At 36.7% G+C, this 19,550-nt stretch carries 21 protein-coding genes; 19 read left to right on the forward strand and 2 right to left on the reverse strand.

All coding sequences use genetic code 11. From position 1 onward, the window contains the following. Nucleotides 1-161: 161 nt before the first annotated feature. A complete protein-coding gene (locus tag BCR26_RS18295) occupies nt 162-386 on the reverse strand; it encodes a TniB family NTP-binding protein (protein ID WP_209591785.1) in 225 nt (74 codons plus the stop codon). Nucleotides 387-696: 310 nt separating this feature from the next. On the opposite strand from BCR26_RS18295, the gene BCR26_RS08715 reads away from it, so the two are divergent. From BCR26_RS08715 to BCR26_RS08760, 10 genes are all read left to right on the forward strand, one after another. Further along, nucleotides 697-879 (forward strand): DUF6980 family protein, encoded by a 183-nt coding sequence (locus BCR26_RS08715; RefSeq protein ID WP_084387084.1) that lies wholly within the window; start codon nt 697-699, stop codon nt 877-879. Nucleotides 880-1,278: 399 nt separating this feature from the next. Further along, nucleotides 1,279-3,363: a BglG family transcription antiterminator gene (locus BCR26_RS08720; RefSeq protein WP_069698597.1), complete on the forward strand. Its 2,085-nt coding sequence runs from the start codon at nt 1,279-1,281 to the stop codon at nt 3,361-3,363. Nucleotides 3,364-3,517: 154 nt separating this feature from the next. After that, nucleotides 3,518-4,003 (forward strand): PTS sugar transporter subunit IIA, encoded by a 486-nt coding sequence (locus BCR26_RS08725; protein ID WP_069698598.1) that lies wholly within the window; start codon nt 3,518-3,520, stop codon nt 4,001-4,003. Beyond that, on the forward strand, nt 3,996-4,274 hold the full coding sequence (locus BCR26_RS08730) for a PTS sugar transporter subunit IIB (RefSeq protein ID WP_069698599.1): 279 nt from the start codon (nt 3,996-3,998) through the stop codon (nt 4,272-4,274). Before BCR26_RS08725 ends, BCR26_RS08730 begins: the two co-directional genes overlap by 8 nt. Nucleotides 4,275-4,284: 10 nt before the next feature. After that, complete coding sequence (locus BCR26_RS08735; protein WP_069698600.1) at nt 4,285-5,556, forward strand: PTS galactitol transporter subunit IIC; 1,272 nt, start codon at nt 4,285-4,287, stop codon at nt 5,554-5,556. Nucleotides 5,557-5,581: 25 nt separating this feature from the next. Further along, a complete protein-coding gene (locus BCR26_RS08740) occupies nt 5,582-6,694 on the forward strand; it encodes a galactitol-1-phosphate 5-dehydrogenase (RefSeq protein WP_069698601.1) in 1,113 nt (370 codons plus the stop codon). Beyond that, nucleotides 6,633-7,664: a zinc-binding dehydrogenase gene (locus BCR26_RS08745; RefSeq protein WP_069698602.1), complete on the forward strand. Its 1,032-nt coding sequence runs from the start codon at nt 6,633-6,635 to the stop codon at nt 7,662-7,664. The genes BCR26_RS08740 and BCR26_RS08745 overlap by 62 nt, the downstream gene beginning before the upstream one ends. 152 nt (nt 7,665-7,816) lie before the next feature. Beyond that, nucleotides 7,817-8,293 (forward strand): ribose 5-phosphate isomerase B, encoded by a 477-nt coding sequence (rpiB, locus tag BCR26_RS08750; RefSeq protein ID WP_245676955.1) that lies wholly within the window; start codon nt 7,817-7,819, stop codon nt 8,291-8,293. Next, a complete protein-coding gene (gene rpe, locus BCR26_RS08755; protein ID WP_209591789.1) occupies nt 8,293-8,931 on the forward strand; it encodes a ribulose-phosphate 3-epimerase in 639 nt (212 codons plus the stop codon). The genes rpiB and rpe overlap by 1 nt, the downstream gene beginning before the upstream one ends. 18 nt (nt 8,932-8,949) lie before the next feature. After that, on the forward strand, nt 8,950-9,612 hold the full coding sequence (locus tag BCR26_RS08760; protein WP_069698604.1) for a ribulose-phosphate 3-epimerase: 663 nt from the start codon (nt 8,950-8,952) through the stop codon (nt 9,610-9,612). 62 nt (nt 9,613-9,674) lie between these two features. Here BCR26_RS08760 and BCR26_RS08765 read toward each other — a convergent pair whose 3' ends face one another. Next, a complete protein-coding gene (locus BCR26_RS08765) occupies nt 9,675-9,989 on the reverse strand; it encodes an RNHCP domain-containing protein (RefSeq protein ID WP_069698605.1) in 315 nt (104 codons plus the stop codon). Between the two features lie 540 nt (nt 9,990-10,529). On the opposite strand from BCR26_RS08765, the gene plsX reads away from it, so the two are divergent. The 9 genes from plsX (at nt 10,530) to rnc (ending at nt 19,541) form a co-directional block, all read left to right on the forward strand. Beyond that, entirely contained in the window at nt 10,530-11,528 is a 999-nt protein-coding gene (gene plsX, locus BCR26_RS08770) for a phosphate acyltransferase PlsX (protein WP_069698606.1), read from the forward strand. A 143-nt stretch (nt 11,529-11,671) separates the two neighbouring features. Next, complete coding sequence (gene acpP, locus BCR26_RS08775) at nt 11,672-11,911, forward strand: acyl carrier protein (RefSeq protein ID WP_069698607.1); 240 nt, start codon at nt 11,672-11,674, stop codon at nt 11,909-11,911. A 230-nt stretch (nt 11,912-12,141) separates the two neighbouring features. Further along, on the forward strand, nt 12,142-13,170 hold the full coding sequence (locus tag BCR26_RS08780) for an ABC transporter ATP-binding protein (RefSeq protein ID WP_069698731.1): 1,029 nt from the start codon (nt 12,142-12,144) through the stop codon (nt 13,168-13,170). Continuing rightward, complete coding sequence (locus BCR26_RS08785; RefSeq protein ID WP_069698608.1) at nt 13,171-14,115, forward strand: ABC transporter ATP-binding protein; 945 nt, start codon at nt 13,171-13,173, stop codon at nt 14,113-14,115. Next, nucleotides 14,115-15,077 (forward strand): oligopeptide ABC transporter permease, encoded by a 963-nt coding sequence (gene opp4B / locus BCR26_RS08790; protein WP_069698609.1) that lies wholly within the window; start codon nt 14,115-14,117, stop codon nt 15,075-15,077. The genes BCR26_RS08785 and opp4B overlap by 1 nt, the downstream gene beginning before the upstream one ends. Before the next feature lie 31 nt (nt 15,078-15,108). Next, nucleotides 15,109-16,011: an ABC transporter permease gene (locus BCR26_RS08795; protein WP_069698610.1), complete on the forward strand. Its 903-nt coding sequence runs from the start codon at nt 15,109-15,111 to the stop codon at nt 16,009-16,011. Between the two features lie 19 nt (nt 16,012-16,030). Beyond that, on the forward strand, nt 16,031-17,809 hold the full coding sequence (locus tag BCR26_RS08800) for an oligopeptide ABC transporter substrate-binding protein (RefSeq protein WP_069698611.1): 1,779 nt from the start codon (nt 16,031-16,033) through the stop codon (nt 17,807-17,809). A 307-nt stretch (nt 17,810-18,116) separates the two neighbouring features. Then, a complete protein-coding gene (gene ndk, locus BCR26_RS08805) occupies nt 18,117-18,518 on the forward strand; it encodes a nucleoside-diphosphate kinase (protein WP_069698612.1) in 402 nt (133 codons plus the stop codon). 330 nt (nt 18,519-18,848) lie between these two features. After that, nucleotides 18,849-19,541, forward strand: a complete 693-nt coding sequence (gene rnc / locus BCR26_RS08810; RefSeq protein WP_069698613.1) for a ribonuclease III — start codon at nt 18,849-18,851, stop codon at nt 19,539-19,541. Nucleotides 19,542-19,550: the final 9 nt, after the last annotated feature.

The raw sequence follows: 19,550 nt of genomic DNA on the forward strand, positions 1-19,550 counted from the left end.
TTAGGTTTCACATACACGGTTTTAGTTAAAACCATGTACTAATAATAATGATTTTTTTTGCTTGACGCTTGTCACTTTAAAGATAAATTGTACATGCTTCAATCGTTATTTTGCACTTTTAAACAAACGTCCGACTTATTTTTCCTAATTCGGATGTCTGTTTATTTTATTCCTATTACTAGACTGTCACGAGCGACTTGTACAACATTTGTCGTAATCACAGCTAAATTATTTATATTAAGAATAGGTTCAATTCGAGAAAATAGGCATTGGATTAGTCTGAAATCCCCATTTGTTATCTTAATAATAGACGTAATGGCTTCATAATCCGAGAAATCTTGAATGATGATTGAAAGGCTTAATTCTTCCCATTTATGTTCTAACATATAAACGATTACAGGTCGGCTAATACATAATTCTATTTGCTTAAAAACACGTGCAAGTCAAATAAAGTTTATCTTGTCTATTAGTAGTGCAAAATAGCGATTAAAATATACGTAATTTATCTTTTAAAGTGACAGTTTAAACCGCCAGTACCAGGCTGAACGATAGATATATAAATTAAGGAGTGACAAAATGAACCAATATGATAACTGTTAACAATTTGAACGCTTTACGACAAATAAAGATGAGGATTTCCAGGATACAAACAAACTAATCTATTATAGTGAAAAATTTGATGAATAAGGATTAATTATGCACGATGGTGGCCATTCATATATATTAATAGACCACTGCCCTTTTTGCGGAAAAATATTACCAGAATCTAAGAGAAATCAGTGGTTTAATGAATTAGAAGAATTAGGACTTGATGATCCTATGTCAGATATTAAAAATATTCCAGAAAAATATAAAATAGAGAAACGGTTACATGAATGAAGGGAATAAGGGATGGCTAAAAAAATTCAAAGGTTACTTAATTAAAAATATCTATTTAACAAGATTTACTTTCTAGTGTGCAAAATAAAATTGTACCATTTAAATCAAAAAGTGACATGATGGCTAGAGAAAGTTAATTTTAAAACGCAATAATACATTAGACGTATCACCTTGATAGCTATGTGTTGTGGCGTTTTTTATTATGAAGTAATCTACGTGAGTATGTGAAATCGAACCGTTAAATAGAAATGGAAGAGACTATAAAATACTGGTTATAGAGTTGCACTGTAAGAGTCGAGCCCAATGTTGGACAATTAGTTTCACAAATTCTTGGGATGAAAACGGATTCACTTAACAACTTATCTTGGCTATACTGAACATAGAAAGGAAGGAAATGACATGCACATAGACGAACGTAGTAAAAAAATTCTATTCACTATACTTGCTCAACCAGAGTCCTCTAATAAAGATCTACAAGAGCAATATCGATTATCACGTCGTCAAATTGACTATAGTATAAAAAAAGTAAATCGTTGGTTGAGTGACTATAACTACCCCAAAATTTTGAGGTCAAGTCAAGGGAGATTTATTATTGATCCAAAATTGTACCAAGTATTTGAAGGAGAAAAGCCTAGAGAATTAAAAAAAGAAAGCTGGTATGTACCATTTGAAAAAGAGCGTGCCTATTTATTAATTGTCATGTTGGCTACTCGCAATGTAGATTTCTCCTTAAATCTATTTGTGGACGAACTAGAAATTAGTAAGAATACGGTACTAACAGATATGAAGTATGCACAAGAAGTTTTAGCCAAGTTTTTTGTCGAACTGAAATATTCAAGAATTCATGGGTATTATTTAGCAGGTGATGAGTGGAGTATCCGTTCAAGCATGATTTTTGCGATTCAGGAAGTGATTTCAGAGTTTAATGGAGAACAAGAATTGCAGCATTTTATGCAAATTGAGCCGACTAAGCTTGACGAACTTAGGGAAAAACTTCAAATGATTGAGTTAAAAACAGGGTCGATATTCATTGATAAACAAGTCAGTATCTTACCGTATATTTTTGAAAGTACGTTTCGTAGAATTCAGTTTGGGCATCGGTTGAATCAAAAATTTTTAATTGAGTATGATGCGATTTCAGATACAAAAGAGTTTGAAGCAACGAATTTGTTGGTTTCTGAGACGGAAAGAATTCCCAAAGAAGACAAATTATATATCGCCTTGCATCTTTTAACCAGCAATGTTTTGTTAAAGGAAGGGACAGCGATTGTCGAAGAGCCCAGATTTAGACATGCGTTGATTGATTTTCTGAACCTTTTTGAAGGAATTGCTTGTATTCAGTTAGTGGACAAAGAAACGTTATTAGAAAAGCTTTACAATCATTTTAAACCAGCCTACTATCGCATTAAATATGGATTAACGATTGATTACCGCATTTTGGAAAAAATAGACCACGATTTTGACTATTTACATAGTTTTGTCAAAGAGTCGGTAGCACCATTAGAAAAATTGATTGGCAAAAAAATGCCAGATCATGAAAGCATTTTTTTCACACTATTGATTAGTGCTCATATTATTAAAGTAGCAGATATTGGGTTTAATCGGGTTAAAGCAATTGTGGTTTGTCCTAATGGGTTATCGATTTCTCGTTTGATGGAACAGGAGCTAAGGAATTTACTGCCTGAAGTCTCTTTTTATAAAGGAATGTCTGTTAGAGAATTTGAACGAACTACGTTGCCTTACGATTTAGTTTTTGCGCCCATTTTATTAAAAACGGAAAAAAGCTTTTTCTTGGTGGATCAAATTATTACCGAAAAAAGTGGTCAAAAACTTCGTCAAAGAGTGATGAACCAAATCTTTAACATGGGTAATAATAACTTAAGTATGACGAAAATTCTCCGAATTATTGCTAAAAACAGCTCCATTCACAATGAAGAACAGTTAACGAAAGAACTAACACAGCTGTTGCTACAGCCTTTGTATGAGCAACGGAAAGAGCAACAGGAAGAGCGGAAAGAACAGAAAAAAACATTGGCGGACTTACTTACTGAAAAGTATATTCAGACTGTTGAAAAAGTGGCTAACTGGCAAGATGGACTAGAGTTAGCTTGTCAGCCTTTGTTGGAAAATAAACTGATTGAGAAGAGCTACTTAGAAGAGCTAAAAAAACAGTACCAAAAACCTGCTAGGCACATTATTTTAAGAAATCGAGTGGCGATTCCTCACGCGGAGAGTCAATATGGTGTGAATCAACTGGGGATGAGCTTATTAGTAGTTAAAGAAGGAATTTCATTCGATCAAGGGGCGAAATTTCATTTAATTGTTGTTCTGGCATCTGTAGATAAGGTGGCTCATTTTAAGGCATTGCTTGAGCTGGTTGAGTTAGCTGGAACAGAGAAATTAGTGAAGCGCATGATTACTCAAGATGTGAATAGGCTACGGCAATCAATCACAGAGTTCTCGGAGAAAGCAATGCAAAAATAAAATTGATAGTAGGATGTGTCTGAAAACTATGGTGAAAGCTAAATTTTCAGAGAATTGTGTGGCAATCTAACAAGAACATAGGTTACATACGATTCACGAAAATATTCATTGCTGTATTTTTTAGATACATTCTAGGTGAGGATGAAGAAGATAAATGAAAATGACTAGTTTGCTAAAAAAAGAAATGGTTTGGTTAGATGCCTGCTTTGAAAATCGATTAGAGGTGTTTGAAGCAGTTGGTATGCGGGCTCAGCATTTAAATTTAACAGAAGAGACTTTTTCTACCCAGTTAGAGTTACGGGAAAAAGAGTTTCCAACAGGATTAGCTTTAGCTGAATATGGGGTGGCAATTCCTCATACAGATGCAGTTTATGTAAAAGAACCCTTTATTGGGATTTTAACATTAGAGAAACCGGTTATTTTTCAAGCGATGGATGATAACACCAAAGAAGTAGAGGTTCGCTTAGTTTTTGTTTTGGGATTAGCCGAAGCGCACACTCAATTAGCTGTTTTGCAAGAACTAATGAAGATTATTCAAGATAAGGAGCGGATTAAAAAAATGCTGTCGACACAAACAATCGAAGAAATGTTGGCAACATTTCATCAAGAGGATTTGAGAGGAGGTGAATTCAATGACTAAGAAAATTTTAGTGGCATGTGGTGCAGGAATTGCGACTTCAACAGTGGTGATGGATCGGATTGAGCGTCTATTAAAAGAAAATCAGATTGATGCAGAAGCAAAACAAATAAAAATAGTCGAAGCAAGTAGTTTACAAGATGAGGCGGATTTAATTGTTTCAACGACAATCTTACCTACAAGCTACAAAATTCCTGCAATTGTTGCGATTTCTTATATTACGGGTGTTGGGATGGAAGAAACAGACGCAGAAATATTAAGTTATTTAAGATAGGAGGCTTCACATGGAGACGTTATTAGGTGTTGTTCAGTATATTTTAAATTTAGGACCGACAGTTATTTTGCCATTAGCTATTTTTACCATTGCAGTTGTTTTTCGTGTTCCGGTAGCAAAAGCACTGCGTTCGGCAATCACTGTAGGAATAGGCTTCGTTGGGGTTAACTTAGTCATTAGCTTGTTGTCAGATAATTTAGGGGTAGCAGCCCAAAAAATGGTAGAGCGATTTGGACTCAATCTAACAGTTGTTGATGCTGGTTGGCCGGCTGCCGCTGCGGCAGCGTGGGCTTCACCAGTGGCTGCTGTCCTGATTCCAATTTGTTTAATTGTCAATATCATTTTGATTTTCTTCAAATTTACTAAGACGTTGGATATCGATATTTGGAATTATTGGCATTTTATCGCAGCAGGAGCTGTTGGTTTTATTGTTACGGAAGGAAACTGGTTCTTTGCGATAGGGTGTGCCATTGTCTTTGAAATGGTCGTGTTAAAAGTAGCGGATATGGCGGCTCCGATGGTGGAAGAGTTCTATGGCTTAAAAGGAGTCTCTTTGCCAACAGGATCTACAGTAGCTTATGGAGTAATTGGTGTGCCAATTGGTTGGGTCATTAGTAAAATTCCTGTGATTAAAGACATTGAAATTTCTCCTGAAACGATTCAAAAACGCTTTGGGATTTTCGGTGAACCGATGATGATGGGGTTAATCATTGGGATGGGCATGGGACTTTTAGCAGGATACGACATTGGAGATACATTTAAGCTAGGAATTTCTTTAGGAGCAGTAATGCTTCTCATGCCTAGGATGGTTAAGATTTTGATGGAAGGGTTAATTCCCATTTCAGAAGCAGCCAGAGAATTTTTAAAAGAGCGTTATAAAGATCGTGAACTGTATTTAGGATTAGATGCGGCACTATCCATTGGACATCCAGCAAACATTTCGACTGGATTGATTTTAGTACCAATTACATTACTTTTAGCAGTAATCATTCCGGGAAATAAAGTATTGCCTTTTGGTGATTTAGCAACCATTCCATTTTATGTTGCCTATATTGTCGCTTCAAGAAAAGGAAACATTCTACATTCGGTCATTACAGGGACAATTGTTATTGCGTTGGCATTATTGATGGCGACAGATTTTGCGCCCGTTCATACGCAAATGATGCAAGGATTAGACCAGTTTTCAGATTTAGGACAATCGATTAGTTCGTTAGATACAGGTGGAAACTTCCTGAAATGGTTAGTTTTGAAAGCCTCTCAACTATTTCAAAGTGTATTTTAAATAACCGATAAGAAGGTGAGACTATTTGAAAGCAGTTGTTTTAAATGAAGAACAAAAATTTGAATGTAAAGAAGTGACTGATAGAAAATGTGCGTCCACTGATGTTCGAGTCGAGGTATATGCTGCAGGCATTTGCGGCTCAGATATTCACAAAATTCAAAGTGGCTGGCGGTACCCATTACCGGCTGTGATGGGGCACGAGTTTTCAGGTGTCGTTGTTGAAATTGGACAGGAAGTAACGAATGTAGCAGTCGGACAATCAGTGGTAGGGATTCCATTACTTCCGTGTCATCAATGTGAGTATTGTCAAAAAGGACAGTTTGGTATGTGCATTGACTATCAAATGATTGGAACGCATCATTACGGTGCTTTTGCAGAGAATGTCGTATTGCCTGCTAAAAATGTATTGCCAATCGGGGAAATGGATTTTGAAGAAGCTGCGATGATTGAACCTTTAGCTGTTTCGCTTCATGGAGTCATGAATCTCAGGCCTCAAATAGGAGATGTGGCGGTTGTTTTTGGGGTTGGTACGATTGGATTGTTGACGATTCAATGTCTCTTTTTAGCAGGAGTGAAGGATATTATCGCTGTTGATATTAACGATGATAAGTTAGCAGAAGCAAAAGCGTTAGGCTGTCGTTATACAGTGAATTCTCTAGTGGAAAATTTGGAAGAACGAGTGTTTAATTACACTGATGGAGTGGGGGCAGATCTTGCATTAGAATGTGCCGGCTCAAAAATAACTCAGGAGCAATGTCTGTTAGTGACTAGAAAACAAGGGAAGGTTGGCTATTTAGGCATCGCTTATTCAGATGTTTTACTGAAAGAACGAGCTTTTGAAAATATTTTTAGAAAAGAATTAACCTTGCAAGGTTTTTGGAATTCCTATTCAGCACCATTCCCAGGAAAAGAGTGGACCAATGCCATTGATTTTATTAATCAAGGACGATTCAAGTTAAATTCGCTTATTTCACATCGGTATCCATTGCAGCAAGTGAAAGAGGCTTTTGAAATGATTTTAAGTCGCAAAGAAAGCTACAACAAAGTGATGATTTTGCCAAAGGAGGTCATTGCGAATGAAAGCTGTAGTGAAAACAGCAGCAGGTTACGACAAAATGCAGTTTCTGGAACGAACTGAACCTAAGGCTACAAAAGATTTCGTCAAAATTAAAGTTAAGTATACAGGGATTTGTGGTTCTGATATCCATACCTTCAAAGGGGAGTACAAAAATCCAACAACGCCAGTTACTTTGGGACATGAATTTTCAGGGGAAGTAATTGAAGTAGGCGCAGATGTCACTAAATTTTCTATAGGTGATCGAGTAACGAGTGAAACCACTTTTACCACTTGTGGAGAATGTCAGTATTGTAAAAGTAAGGATTATAACTTATGTGGAAAGCGTAAAGGAATCGGAACCCAAATAGATGGAAGCATGAGTGAATATGTTTTATCTCGAGAAGAAAGCTGTCATTTGATTCCAGAAAATGTTTCTTATCAAGCTGCTGCTTTAACGGAACCTTTAGCGTGTTGTGTTCATGCCGTAATGGAAAAAACAGTTGTTTCTCCAAAGGATACTGTGCTGGTGGTCGGTCCAGGTCCAATCGGCCTGCTGACAGCCCAAGTAGCTAAAGCGCAAGGGGCGACCGTCTATTTAGCAGGAATTACGAAAGATCAAGAGCGTTTGCTTTTAGGAAAAGAATTAGGCGTAGATCGAGTAATCGATACGCAAAAAGAAGACTTAGAAGGGTTTATTTTAGCGGAAACAAATGGCTGTGGGGTAGATAAAATTTTTGATTGTTCAGGCTCTGTTCAGGCGGTAAACCAGAGTTTAAAAATCCTTTGTAAAAAAGGTATTTTTGTTCAGGTTGGACTTTTCCCAGAGGCACTGATTAAGCTAGATGCGGAATCGATTATCCAAAGAGAAATAAGTTATATTGGTTCCCGTTCTCAAAAGCCTAGTTCATGGCGGACTTCTCTTAGTCTATTAGCAGCAGAAAAAATTAATTGCGAGCGCCTAATAAGTAAAATTTATCCATTGAATGAGTGGCGTGAAGCTTTTGAAGCAGTGATGGCAGGAAATGAAATAAAGGTCTTAATTGAATCTTAGGAGGCAACAGGATGATGAGAAAAAGCAAAAAAGAAAAACCATCTCATACAATTAGCCGGCAAGCAATTTGTATTCATCGATAGTTCTCCTTAAGCAGGCTAAGAATCACTCTTAGTCTGCTTTTATTGTAAGAGGAAACCGTAAAAAAAGCAATGAAAGTAGGAAGAGAAATGGCACAAAAAATAATTATCGGCGCGGACCATGGTGGCTTTATTTTAAAAGAACGCATAAAACAGTTTTTAGAATCGAAAAAGTATCAGGTCACTGATGTAGGTTGTACTGGGAATGAGGCAGTAGACTATCCAGCTTATGGGCGGATGGTTGCGGAAAAGATACAGCAGGAACAAGGAAGTTTAGGTCTTTTAATTTGTGGAACAGGAATTGGTATGTCGATTGTTGCTAACAAGTATCAGGGGGTTCGAGCGGCAGTTGTGAATGATGTTTTTTCAGCAAAAGCAACGAAAGAGCATAATAATAGTAATATTCTATGTTTGGGGCAACGGGTGATAGGAGAAGGACTGGCTTTGATGATTGTCGAAACATGGTTGAAAGCTGAGTTTATTGGTGGGAAACATCAGCAGCGGTTAAATCAACTAACAGAGATTGAAAAACAGGAGTTGAGGAAATGATGAAAATAGCACCATCTATCTTAGCGGCAGATTTTGCTAATTTAGGTCAGGCAGTAGAGCAAGTAGATCAAGCGGGCTGCGATTTGATTCATTTAGATATTATGGATGGTCATTTTGTTCCAGCCCTTACTTTTGGACCGGGAATGGTGAAAGCTTTACGTTCTCATAGTGATAAGCTGTTTGATTGTCATTTGATGATGGCGGAGCCAGAAAAATGGTTGGCAGATTTTGTAGAGGCAGGAGCTGATTTAATTAGTGTGCATGTTGAAGCTTGTGCCAATCTTCCAGAAGTAATCAAGAAAATTAAATCTTTTGGAGTGAAAGCTGGCGTTGTTTTGAACCCTGAAACACCTGTTTCATTCATTGAAGCAGTTTTGCCAGAGGTTGATCTAGTGATACAGATGACTGTCATACCTGGAGCTGGAGGACAAGCTTTTATTATGGAAACATTAGATAAAATTGACCAACTAGTAACCTTGCGACACACTAAAAAGTTGAAATTTTTGATTGAAGTGGATGGTGGCATAAATGCAAAAACTGCAAGGATTTGTCGAGAACACCAAGTAGATGTCGTTGTGGCTGGGAGTAGTGTTTATCAAAGTGAGAATTTAGTATCTGCTATTCAAGCGTTGCGTTGAAGTAAGGAGTTGAAGAGAGTGAAAAAATTAACGGCATCAATTATGTGTGCCAATCAGTTACACTTAAATACGGAGATTAATGAACTTTTGTCAGCAGGGATTGACTGGCTTCATTGTGATGTAATGGATGGTTCTTTTGTAAATAATCTTGCGATGGGACCTTATCAAATTGAAGCCCTTAGGCAAATAAATGGACTAACTTTAGATATTCATCTTGCAACCGAAAAAACAGAGAAGTATATCGAAATGTTCGCCCCTTTAAAACCAGATTATTTAACCTTCCATATCGAAGCCACCGACAATCCAAAAGCAGTTATCGATTTGATTCGAAAATATGCTATCCGAGTTGGGGTGGCAATTAGTCCAGAAACGCCTATTTCAGTAGTAGAAAAATGGCTTCCGCAAATTGACTTACTCCTTTTAATGACAGTTAATCCGGGGTTTGCAGGTCAAAAATTCAATCAAAATGTCGTGGCTAAATCAATAGAGCTGACACATCTTTTAGAAAACGTGGAGCAACGACCTCTAGTTCAGGTGGACGGGAATATTAATAAAGACACTATTCCTTTGTTTAAAGACCAGTTTGTCGATTTATATGTACTAGGCACATCAGCGCTATTTAATGAATCTAGTTTAAGTTATCGAGAAAAAGTAATAGAGCTAGAAAAACAATTAAGGTAAAAAAGAAGCTTGGAATGAAAATCAGAATTCACTTCGGATTTTTGTTCCAAACTCTTTTATAATTATGATGAATAGTCTTGTTCCAACCATTCGATAAATAAATCGTTTTGTTGCGTGTTTTCCGCAATTTTATTCCACTGCTCTTTGCCACAAACTGAGCATACATGTTTTATTTGATAGCCTTTTTTTGTATGGTATCGATACTCTGTCGGAGACATTAAACCTAGGCAATGACTAGTTCTGTCTCCTGGACTAACATCCACATGCACAGAATGTAAGCAAAATGGACAATGATTTCTATAGGATCCGTTCGTTAGAGCTAGGACTTCTGCTCCGCATTTGTTACAAATAAAATGACAGTTTTCTTCGCTTCTCATGTACTTTCCTCCAAAAGAATGTTTTCTTTTAGAGAAAAGGGTTCCGTTCGTTCTTTAATTACAGGCTTCTTTAGATAGGGACACATTCACCGTCAGTACGATTACTTCTGCTTCCAACTTCATGATGTTAAGTCATCAATCCGAACCTCTCATAGTTTTAAATTGTACTATGCACTGTGTCACGATTTTAGTCATCACCCAGCAGTAAGTGTATTCTAAAGTCACTGTCTGCAAGTAGCAGGCGTCGTCCCCTAGAAAGTATTTTGGTTGCGATTTTTCATAAATTTCATCCTTTGCTTTTTTATAAAAATAATTAAAACAGATACTATCATAAACTAGCTGTGAAGTAAACGCTAAAAGGGGAATTCGAACCATTTTTTACTTGAAATTTATTGTTTTAGCGGATAAATGATTAGAAAAATAATGAGCCGTTCGTTTTTTTGTGACCGTTTCATTAGAGAAAACGGATCCCTGTCCTAGCTCAAATTCCTATGATTATGCTATACTATTGAATGAGCAAAAACGAGGAGGGAACACTCTATGAAGATTGCAGTTGATGCAATGGGCGGCGATAACGCACCACAGGCAATTGTTGAAGGTGTGATGCTGGCCAAAAAAGATTTTCCAGAGATTGAATTTTTATTATATGGAAAAGAAACTGAAATTAAAAAATACGTAACTGACGAAAAAAATATAACGATTATCCATACAGATGAAAAAATTAGTAGTGATGATGAACCGGTCAAAGCGATTCGTAGAAAAAAAGAAGCTTCCATGGTCCTAGCAGCGCAAGCAGTAAAAAAAGGGGAAGCAGATGCCATTTTTTCAGCAGGCAATACGGGTGCATTATTAGCAGCAGGATTATTTATAGTTGGGCGAATTAAAAATATAGAACGACCAGGCTTAATGTCTACTATGCCGGTTATCGGACAACCAGATGGTGGTTTTGATATGATGGATTTAGGTGCTAATGCAGAGAACAAACCAGAACATTTAGTCCAATATGCTGTTTTAGGAACTTTTTATGCTGAAAAAGTTCGAGACATAAAACAGCCACGTGTAGGGTTATTGAACAATGGAACCGAAGAAACAAAAGGCAGTGAGTTAACGAAAAAAGCGTTTGAGCTACTTTCTGAAGAGCCATCTATTAACTTTATTGGCAATGTGGAAGCACGGGATTTATTAAGTGGTGTGGCTGATGTTGTTGTCACAGATGGTTTTACAGGAAATGCGGTCTTGAAATCAATTGAGGGAACAGCTTTAAGCATGATGAGTTTACTGAAAACGTCTATTCTTGACGAAGGACTTAAAGGGAAATTGGGCGCCTTACTCTTGAAAGATGCTCTTCGTGGGATGAAAAACGAGTTAGATTATTCAAAACATGGGGGCGCAGTACTGTTTGGTTTGAAAGCACCAGTCATTAAAACCCACGGCTCAACGGGTCCAGACGCTGTGAGACATACCATCCGTCAAATTCATACTATGCTAGAAACAAAGGTCGTTTCACAATTAGTGGAACATTATGAAAACCAAGAATAACCATCATTGAAATTAAATTGCAACTGTTTTGTAATAGAATTGCAAAAAAAGATGGACAAATCACTTATTTCTGAGTACAATGTATCATAGCGTTTAATTCTTATAGAGAAGACGCTTTTCAAAAGCTGTGGAGGTGAATACAGTTGACTCGTGAAGAAATACTTGAAAAAGTAGCGAAGATTATCTCAAACCACTTTGATATTGAAGCTGAGAATGTGAACGAGCAATTAAGCATTAAAGATGACTTGAACGCCGATTCTATCAGCGTAATGGAATTTGTTTTAGAATTAGAAGATGAATTCGGGACAGAGATTTCTGATGAAGATGCAGAGAAAATTGAAACCGTTGGTGCTGCTGTAGATTATATTAATAATCATTTATAAGAAAATAAAGTAGATAGTAAACATACTTTAGCTGAAGCCTAATAAGGTTTCAGTTTTTTTTTCCTATTTATAGATTATCCATTGTGTTTAAAAGTTTCTCAAAATAATTATTAAATTAATCCTATTTAACGGGTTTCTTTTTATTGCATTATGGCGTATGATTTTATAAAATGAATAAACAAGATTAGAAAAAAATGTGAAGAGATAGTGTTTTTTTCTTGTTGAAGCTAATGGATAAAAGGGGTGCTGTTGTGAAGAAAGAAGAGAAAGTTTTAAGTATCAAACATTTACAAACAGGGTTTCAGTTAAACGATCATTACTATAACGCAGTAGACGATGTTTCATTTGATTTAGCAAGTAATGAAATTTTGGCTATAGTTGGTGAGTCTGGTTGCGGAAAAAGTACTTTAGCAACTACGATTATGGGGTTACTAGATAGAAATAAAACACGTATTTCAGGTGAAATTATTTATAAAGATACAGATATCACGAAATTTGATGAAAATAGCTATAACAAGATTCGGGGAAATGATATTGGCATGATCTTTCAAGATCCTTTATCAGCACTTAATCCGCTGATGCGAATTGAAACTCAGATTGAAGAGAGCCTTTCCTATCATACAGAGCTTGATGCAGCAGCTAGAAATGTGAGAGCGTTAGAATTACTTGAACAAGTGGGAATCCCTAATCCAAAGCGCGTAGGGAAACAATATCCCCATGAACTTTCAGGTGGTATGCGTCAAAGAGTAATTATTGCAATCGCAATTGCATGCGATCCTAAGGTGCTGATTGCTGATGAGCCTACTACTGCGCTAGATGTGACCATTCAAGCACAAATATTGGATTTGCTAAAAAATTTACAAGAGAAAACTGGTAGCGGTATCATTTTGATTACTCATGATTTAGGAGTGGTAGCTGAAATGGCGGATCGAGTAGCCGTTATGTATGCAGGTCAATTTGTGGAGGTGGCTTCTGCAGAAGAACTCTTTACAAATCCTAAACACCCTTATACACGATCATTGTTGCAATCAATTCCTCAAGAAAATAGTGAAGCAGATGAGCTACATGTTATTGAAGGGACAGTGCCGTCATTAAGTAAACTACCACGAAAAGGTTGCCGCTTTGCACCAAGAATTCCTTGGGTGGCAGAGAATGAGCATGAAGAAAATCCAGTATTACACGAAATCTCGCCACAGCATTTTGTTCGTTGCACTTGCTATGAGCATTTTCGTTTTCGAGATGAAGGGAGTGCAGTATAAATGGCAGAAGTCATTCAGATAAAATCATTAAAGGTTCATTACCCGATACGCAGTGGCTTTTTTAACCGAATCACTGACCATGTTTTAGCAGTTGATGGTGTTGATTTTATGATTGAACAAGGAAAAACGTATGGTTTAGTCGGTGAGTCAGGGTCTGGAAAATCAACAATTGGGAAAGCGATTGTTGGATTAGAAAAAGTCACGTCAGGAGAAATTATCTACAACGGGGAAAATATTACGAAAAAATCAATTCGTAAAGGAATCCAATACAATAAAGATGTACAAATGATTTTTCAAGATTCAATGTCTAGTTTGAACCCGAAAAAACGTGTACTGGATATTATTGCTGAACCAATTCGGAATTTTGAACGTTTAAGTGATCAGGAGGAAAAACAAAAAGTCAAAAAACTTTTGGATATAGTTGGGATGCCAGAAGATGCGATTTATAAATATCCTCATGAGTTTTCAGGAGGACAACGTCAAAGGATTGGGGTTGCACGAGCTGTGGCAACGAACCCAAAATTAATTGTAGCAGATGAACCAGTATCAGCCCTAGATTTATCAGTACAAGCACAAGTTTTAAACTTTATGAAAAATATTCAGCAAGAGTATGGGTTAAGCTACTTATTTATTTCCCACGATTTAGGTGTGGTGAAGCATATGTGTGATAATATCGCCATTATGTATAAAGGTCGTTTTGTCGAAATTGGGACACGTGAAGACATTTATAATGATCCTCAGCATATCTACACTAAACGCTTATTATCTGCTATTCCTCAAATAGACGTCGCAAATCGAGACAAGCATAAAGAAGAACGACGTAGAGTGGAGCAAGAGTATAGTCAACACCAACAAAATTATTATGACCAAAATGGGCGAGTTTATGACTTGCGCCGGTTTAGTCAAACTCATTTAGTGGCTATGAAAGATGGAGGTGTTGAGTAATGTGGAAAACAATTTTACGTCGGGTTCTATTCATGATTCCGCAATTATTTATTTTGAGTATATTGATTTTCGTATTAGCTAAGCTAATGCCAGGCGATCCTTTTACTGGACTAATCAATCCAAGTACCAGTCCAGAAGTGATTGAGAAGCTACGTGCAGCGGCAGGCCTAAATGATCCATGGCCCGCACAGTATATTCGCTGGATTACGAATGCTTTTCAAGGAGATTTTGGTGAAAGTTTTATTTACAAGTTGCCAGTAGCGACATTAATCGGGAGTCGTGCAATCAATACGTTAATGCTCTCTTTACTGACTGTTGTGCTGATGTATGCAATCGCATTGCCGTTAGGTGTTCTCTCTGGCAGATATCAAAATTCAATCTTAGACAAATTTGTAGTAATTTATAATTTTATTAGTTTTGCGGTGCCACCATTTATTTTTGCTCTGGTGATGCTTTTTGTTTTCGGCTATCGTTTAGACTGGTTTCCGACAACAGGCTCAGTCTCGAGTGGTGTTGAGCCGGGAACGGCTGCGTATATCTGGGATCGCTTTTATCACCTGATTTTACCGGCGTTGACACAGGCATTGCTTGGAACAGCGATTACCATCCAATACTTGCGTAATGAGGTGATCGATTCGCAATCTTTAGATTATGTGCGGACTGCTCGCTCAAAAGGAGTACCAACCAATAAGGTCTATTCAAGACACATTTTCAGAAATGCCTCATTGCCAATAGTCTCACAATTAAGTTATGAAATAACCGCCTTGATTAGCGGATCAGTTGTTATCGAAAAGATTTTTGGGTATCCAGGGATTGGAAAATTATTTATTGATTCAATCGGACAACGAGACTATGCAGTCATTACAACCTTAGTTTTGATTTTAGGAATTGCAACACTTATTGGAAATCTGATATCAGATATTGTAATGAGTATTGTCGATCCACGAATTCGTATTCAGTAAAAAAATCAACTTAAGGAGAGGAAGAAACCGAATGAATAAAGAAAAAAAGAATCCAGTCAGCGTTACCGAAAATATTCCACCCATGGGATTTCGAATGATTGCCAGAGAATTTAAAAAAGATAAATTAGCGATGTTTTCATTGTCATTGCTAGTACTGATATTAGTGATTGTGTTTGTAGGTGCCTTATTAATAGATCAAAGTAAAGTAATGACCGTTAGCATATTAGATAAGTATGCTGAACCAGGAGGCAATTTCATTTTAGGCGCAGATGAAGGTGGGCGAGACGTCTTTGGCCAGTTAATTATTGGTGCTCGTAACTCAGTAGTCATTGGTTTTGCAATTACCATTATTACTTCAATCGTTGGAGTTGGGATTGGAATCATCTCTGGTTATTATGGAGGATTATTTGATAATTTTGTGATGCGGATTGTTGATTTCATAATGATTTTGCCCATTATGATGATTATTATAGTTTTTGTAACGATTATTCCAAATTATAATGTCTGGTCTTTTATTTGGATTATGAGTGCTTTTTACTGGGTAGCCAAGGCTCGATTATTTAGAAGTAAAACGTTGTCGGAGGTTAGACGTGATTACGTCAATGCTTCTAAAACGTTAGGTTCCAGTGATTTTAAGATTATGTTTACGGAAATTATGCCTAATTTGAGTTCTTTGATTATTACCAATCTAACCATCAATTTTGCCGCAAATATTGGAATCGAAACAACGTTGACTTTCTTGGGATTTGGTTTGCCGGCCAGTGTTCCAAGTTTAGGAACTTTAATTGGTTTTGCTAGTAATGGAGATGTGCTAGCGAATAAAACATGGATTTGGGTACCTGCATCCGCACTGATTTTAGTGATGATGTTATGTATAAATTATGTAGGCCAAGCGTTTAAGCGTTCTGCAGACGCAAGACAACGTTTAGGCTAAAGACTAGGAGGAATTAAGGATGAAAAGCAGAAAGATTTTAGGGTTAATGACACTGGCTACAGTTGCTCTGGTAACATTGGCGGCATGTGGTGGCAGCAAGAAGTCTGATTCAGGGAACAAAAATGTTGAAACCGAAGACATCAGCAAATTTTCAATGGTAGTTAAAAATGAGGAGAAAGCCATTAAAGGTGGGACGTTAGACGTTGCGGTCGCGTCAGATACGCCGTTTAAAGGGGTCTTTTCTCCAACGTATTATGAAGATACCTATGATAACTATTACATGAGACCTTCTGAAGAGGGATTGTTCTCGCATGATAAAGACTTTGTTATTACAGATGAGGGAGCAGCTACCTTAGATATTGATGTAAAAGGTAAGAAAGCCACTGTTACTCTTAAGAAAGACATTAAATGGTCAGATGGAGAACCTGTAACTGCGGATGACTTAATTTATCCATATGAAGTGATTGGACACAAAGACTACACAGGAATTCGTTATGATGATAAATATATAAACATTGTGGGAATGGAAGAATACCACGAAGGTAAGACGGATACTATTTCTGGAATAAAAAAAGTGGATGACTTAACGATTGAGATTGCCTATAAAGAAATGAACCCAGGGATGTTACAATTAAGTGGTGGTGTTAATACAGACGCAATGCCAAAACATATTTTTAAAGATATCCCAATAAAAGATCAAAATAAAAGTGATGCCGTGCGTAAAAATCCAATTACCTTTGGACCATACTATATGAGCAAAGTTGTAACTGGGGAATCAGTGGAATATCTTCCTAATGAGCATTACTACAAAGGAAAACCCAAACTAGATAAAATTGTCTTTACCAATGTACCTACTGCTTCAATCGTTGAAGCTTTGAAAGCAAAAAAATATGATATGGTTTACGCAATGCCAACAGATATTTATCCAAGCTACAAGGATGTAGAAGGGTATCAAATGTTAGGTCGGGAAGAATTAGCCTATACGTATATTGGTTTTAAATTAGGCACCTTTGACAAAGAAAAAGGTGAAGTGATAACAAATCCAGAGGCTAAGATGGCTGATGTGAAATTACGTCAAGCAATGGGTTATGCGCTGGATAATAATGCAGTAGGTGAAAAATTTTATAATGGCTTACGTTCAAGTGGAACAACGTTAATTCCGCCTATTTTCAAAACACTTCACGATTCCGACATTAAAGGCTACCAATATGATCTTGAAAAAGCAAAAAAATTATTAGATGAAGCAGGCTATAAAGATACGGATGATGATGGCTTGAGAGAAAATCCTAAGGGGGAAAAACTAACCATTAACTTTGCTTCAATGGCTGGTGGCGAAACAGCCCAACCGTTAGCGGATTACTATGTGCAACAATGGAAAGAAATTGGTTTAGATGTGAAGTTAGCCACTGGACGCTTAATCGATTTCCAAGCCTTTTACGAAAAAATTAAAACGGATGACCCAGAAATAGATGTTTTCCAAGCCGCATGGGGTGTTAATACAGCACCCTCACCTGCTGGAATATATAGTCGTAAGGCAGCATTTAACTATTCTCGTTTTGCCACAGATGAAAGTGACAAACTATTAAAAGCAATTGACTCAGAAGCATCATTTGATGATACGAAGCGTAAAGAAGCTTATTATGCTTGGCAAAAATATATGTTTGAAGAAGCTCCGGTGATTCCAACGTTATACCGTAATGAAATTATGCCAGTTAGCAGTCGCGTAAAATCATTTACTTGGAATTACGAAGATACAAGAGATTACTATACTATTGAATTAACAGCAGAAAAACGTTAATAGTCTAAAACTGTGGAAAAGGGTCAGACAAGAGTTGTTTGATCCTTTTCTGTGTCTTTTGCTGCAAATAACTTCACTCACATAGAAAGCCTGGTGAGTTCAATCGCGTTGTCTGGATAGTGGTGGGAAATAATAGGGAGATGTTATTCAAAAACAAATATTCAAAAATAATAGTAGCATTGATCTATTTGAATAGAGAGGCCTATTTTTTTGTCATTTATGCACTAGACGAATTCTTTGTGGAATGGTATTCTTCTGTAAAAGCGCTTTCTTATAGGGAGCGACATATATAAGGAGGAGTAGGAACATGGAACAGACACTAATCATTATTAAACCAGATGGTGTAAAACGTAAGTTAGTTGGAGAAATTATCCAACGATTTGAAAAGAAACGAATGAAGCTTAGTCAAATAAAAATCGGAAAAATGTCTCGTGAATTAGCAGAAGAGCACTATGGTCATATCAAACAATTTGATTTTTTTGAAGACATGATGCAATATATCACATCATCAGAAGTCGTTTATTTAGTTCTGGAAGGGCCGAAGGTTATTACGACAGTAAGAAAAATGATTGGGGCTACTAATTGTTTAGAAGCTGAACCAGGTACAATTCGAGGAGATTTTGGTGCGGCGGGGTTTGAGAATATCATCCATGCATCTGATTCCCCAGAAGCAGCAGAACTCGAAATTAAACGATTTTTTACAAATTAAAATAAAGTTGAAGCGTGTTGAGAGATACAGATTCTTTCTGAAAGTCGATGTTGAATGACTTTTTTTAGGTGGTCTAATCTTGAACGCTTTTTTTATTTTTACGAATAGGACAAGATAATTTTGAAAAAGTCTTTTTTTCTTAACAAAATGAGTTACTATTAGTTGATTACAGCAAAAATTATTCTGTTGAAAGCCTAAATCATTAGGAATTTCTTTAAATCAGATGAATCTTTTGTTGATTTTAGCGCAATTACTCCACTAACCTTTAAATATTCACACAAAAAAAGTATAATAGAGAAGGCTCTAAATAAAATTAAAGGAATGTGGAGAATGGACAGTCAGTTAACCAATGAGTTGAAAGAGCGATATGAGATTGTTTTTCATGATGTCAATTTATTAGAACAAGCATTTACCCATTCATCCTATGTGAATGAGCATCGATATTTAAAACTATCTGACAACGAACGCCTTGAATTTTTAGGCGACGCAGTATTGGAGTTATTGGTTTCTCAATATCTTTATAAAAAATTTCCAGATTTGCCAGAAGGAAAATTAACCAAGATGCGTGCTGCAATCGTTCGTGAAGACAGTTTATCTAAATTTGCCAAGGAATGTCACTTTGATCAGTACATTTTACTTGGTAAGGGAGAAGAAAATTCTGGTGGTCGTAATCGTCCATCACTATTATGTGATCTATTTGAAGCTTTTTTAGGTGCTTTGTATTTAGATCAAAAAGTAGCAGCAGCAAAGAAATTTGTAGCTGAAGTTATTTTCCCTAAAATAGACGCGGGTGCTTTTTCACATGAGATGGATCACAAAACCCATTTACAAGAAGTGTTGCAACGCCAAGGAGATGTCATGATTGATTATCGCTTGGTAAAAGAAGAGGGACCGGCGCATGATCGGATCTTTTCGATTGAAGTATATGTTAATGAACAATTGATTGGAACAGGACAAGGAAAGTCCAAGAAGTTAGCTGAACAAGATGCTGCTGAACGAGCACTAAAAGCACTGTCTAAGTAAGGCTTGGAA

This window comes from Enterococcus rivorum (assembly GCF_001742285.1).
GTDB classification, from domain to species: Bacteria; Bacillota; Bacilli; order Lactobacillales; family Enterococcaceae; genus Enterococcus_L; species Enterococcus_L rivorum.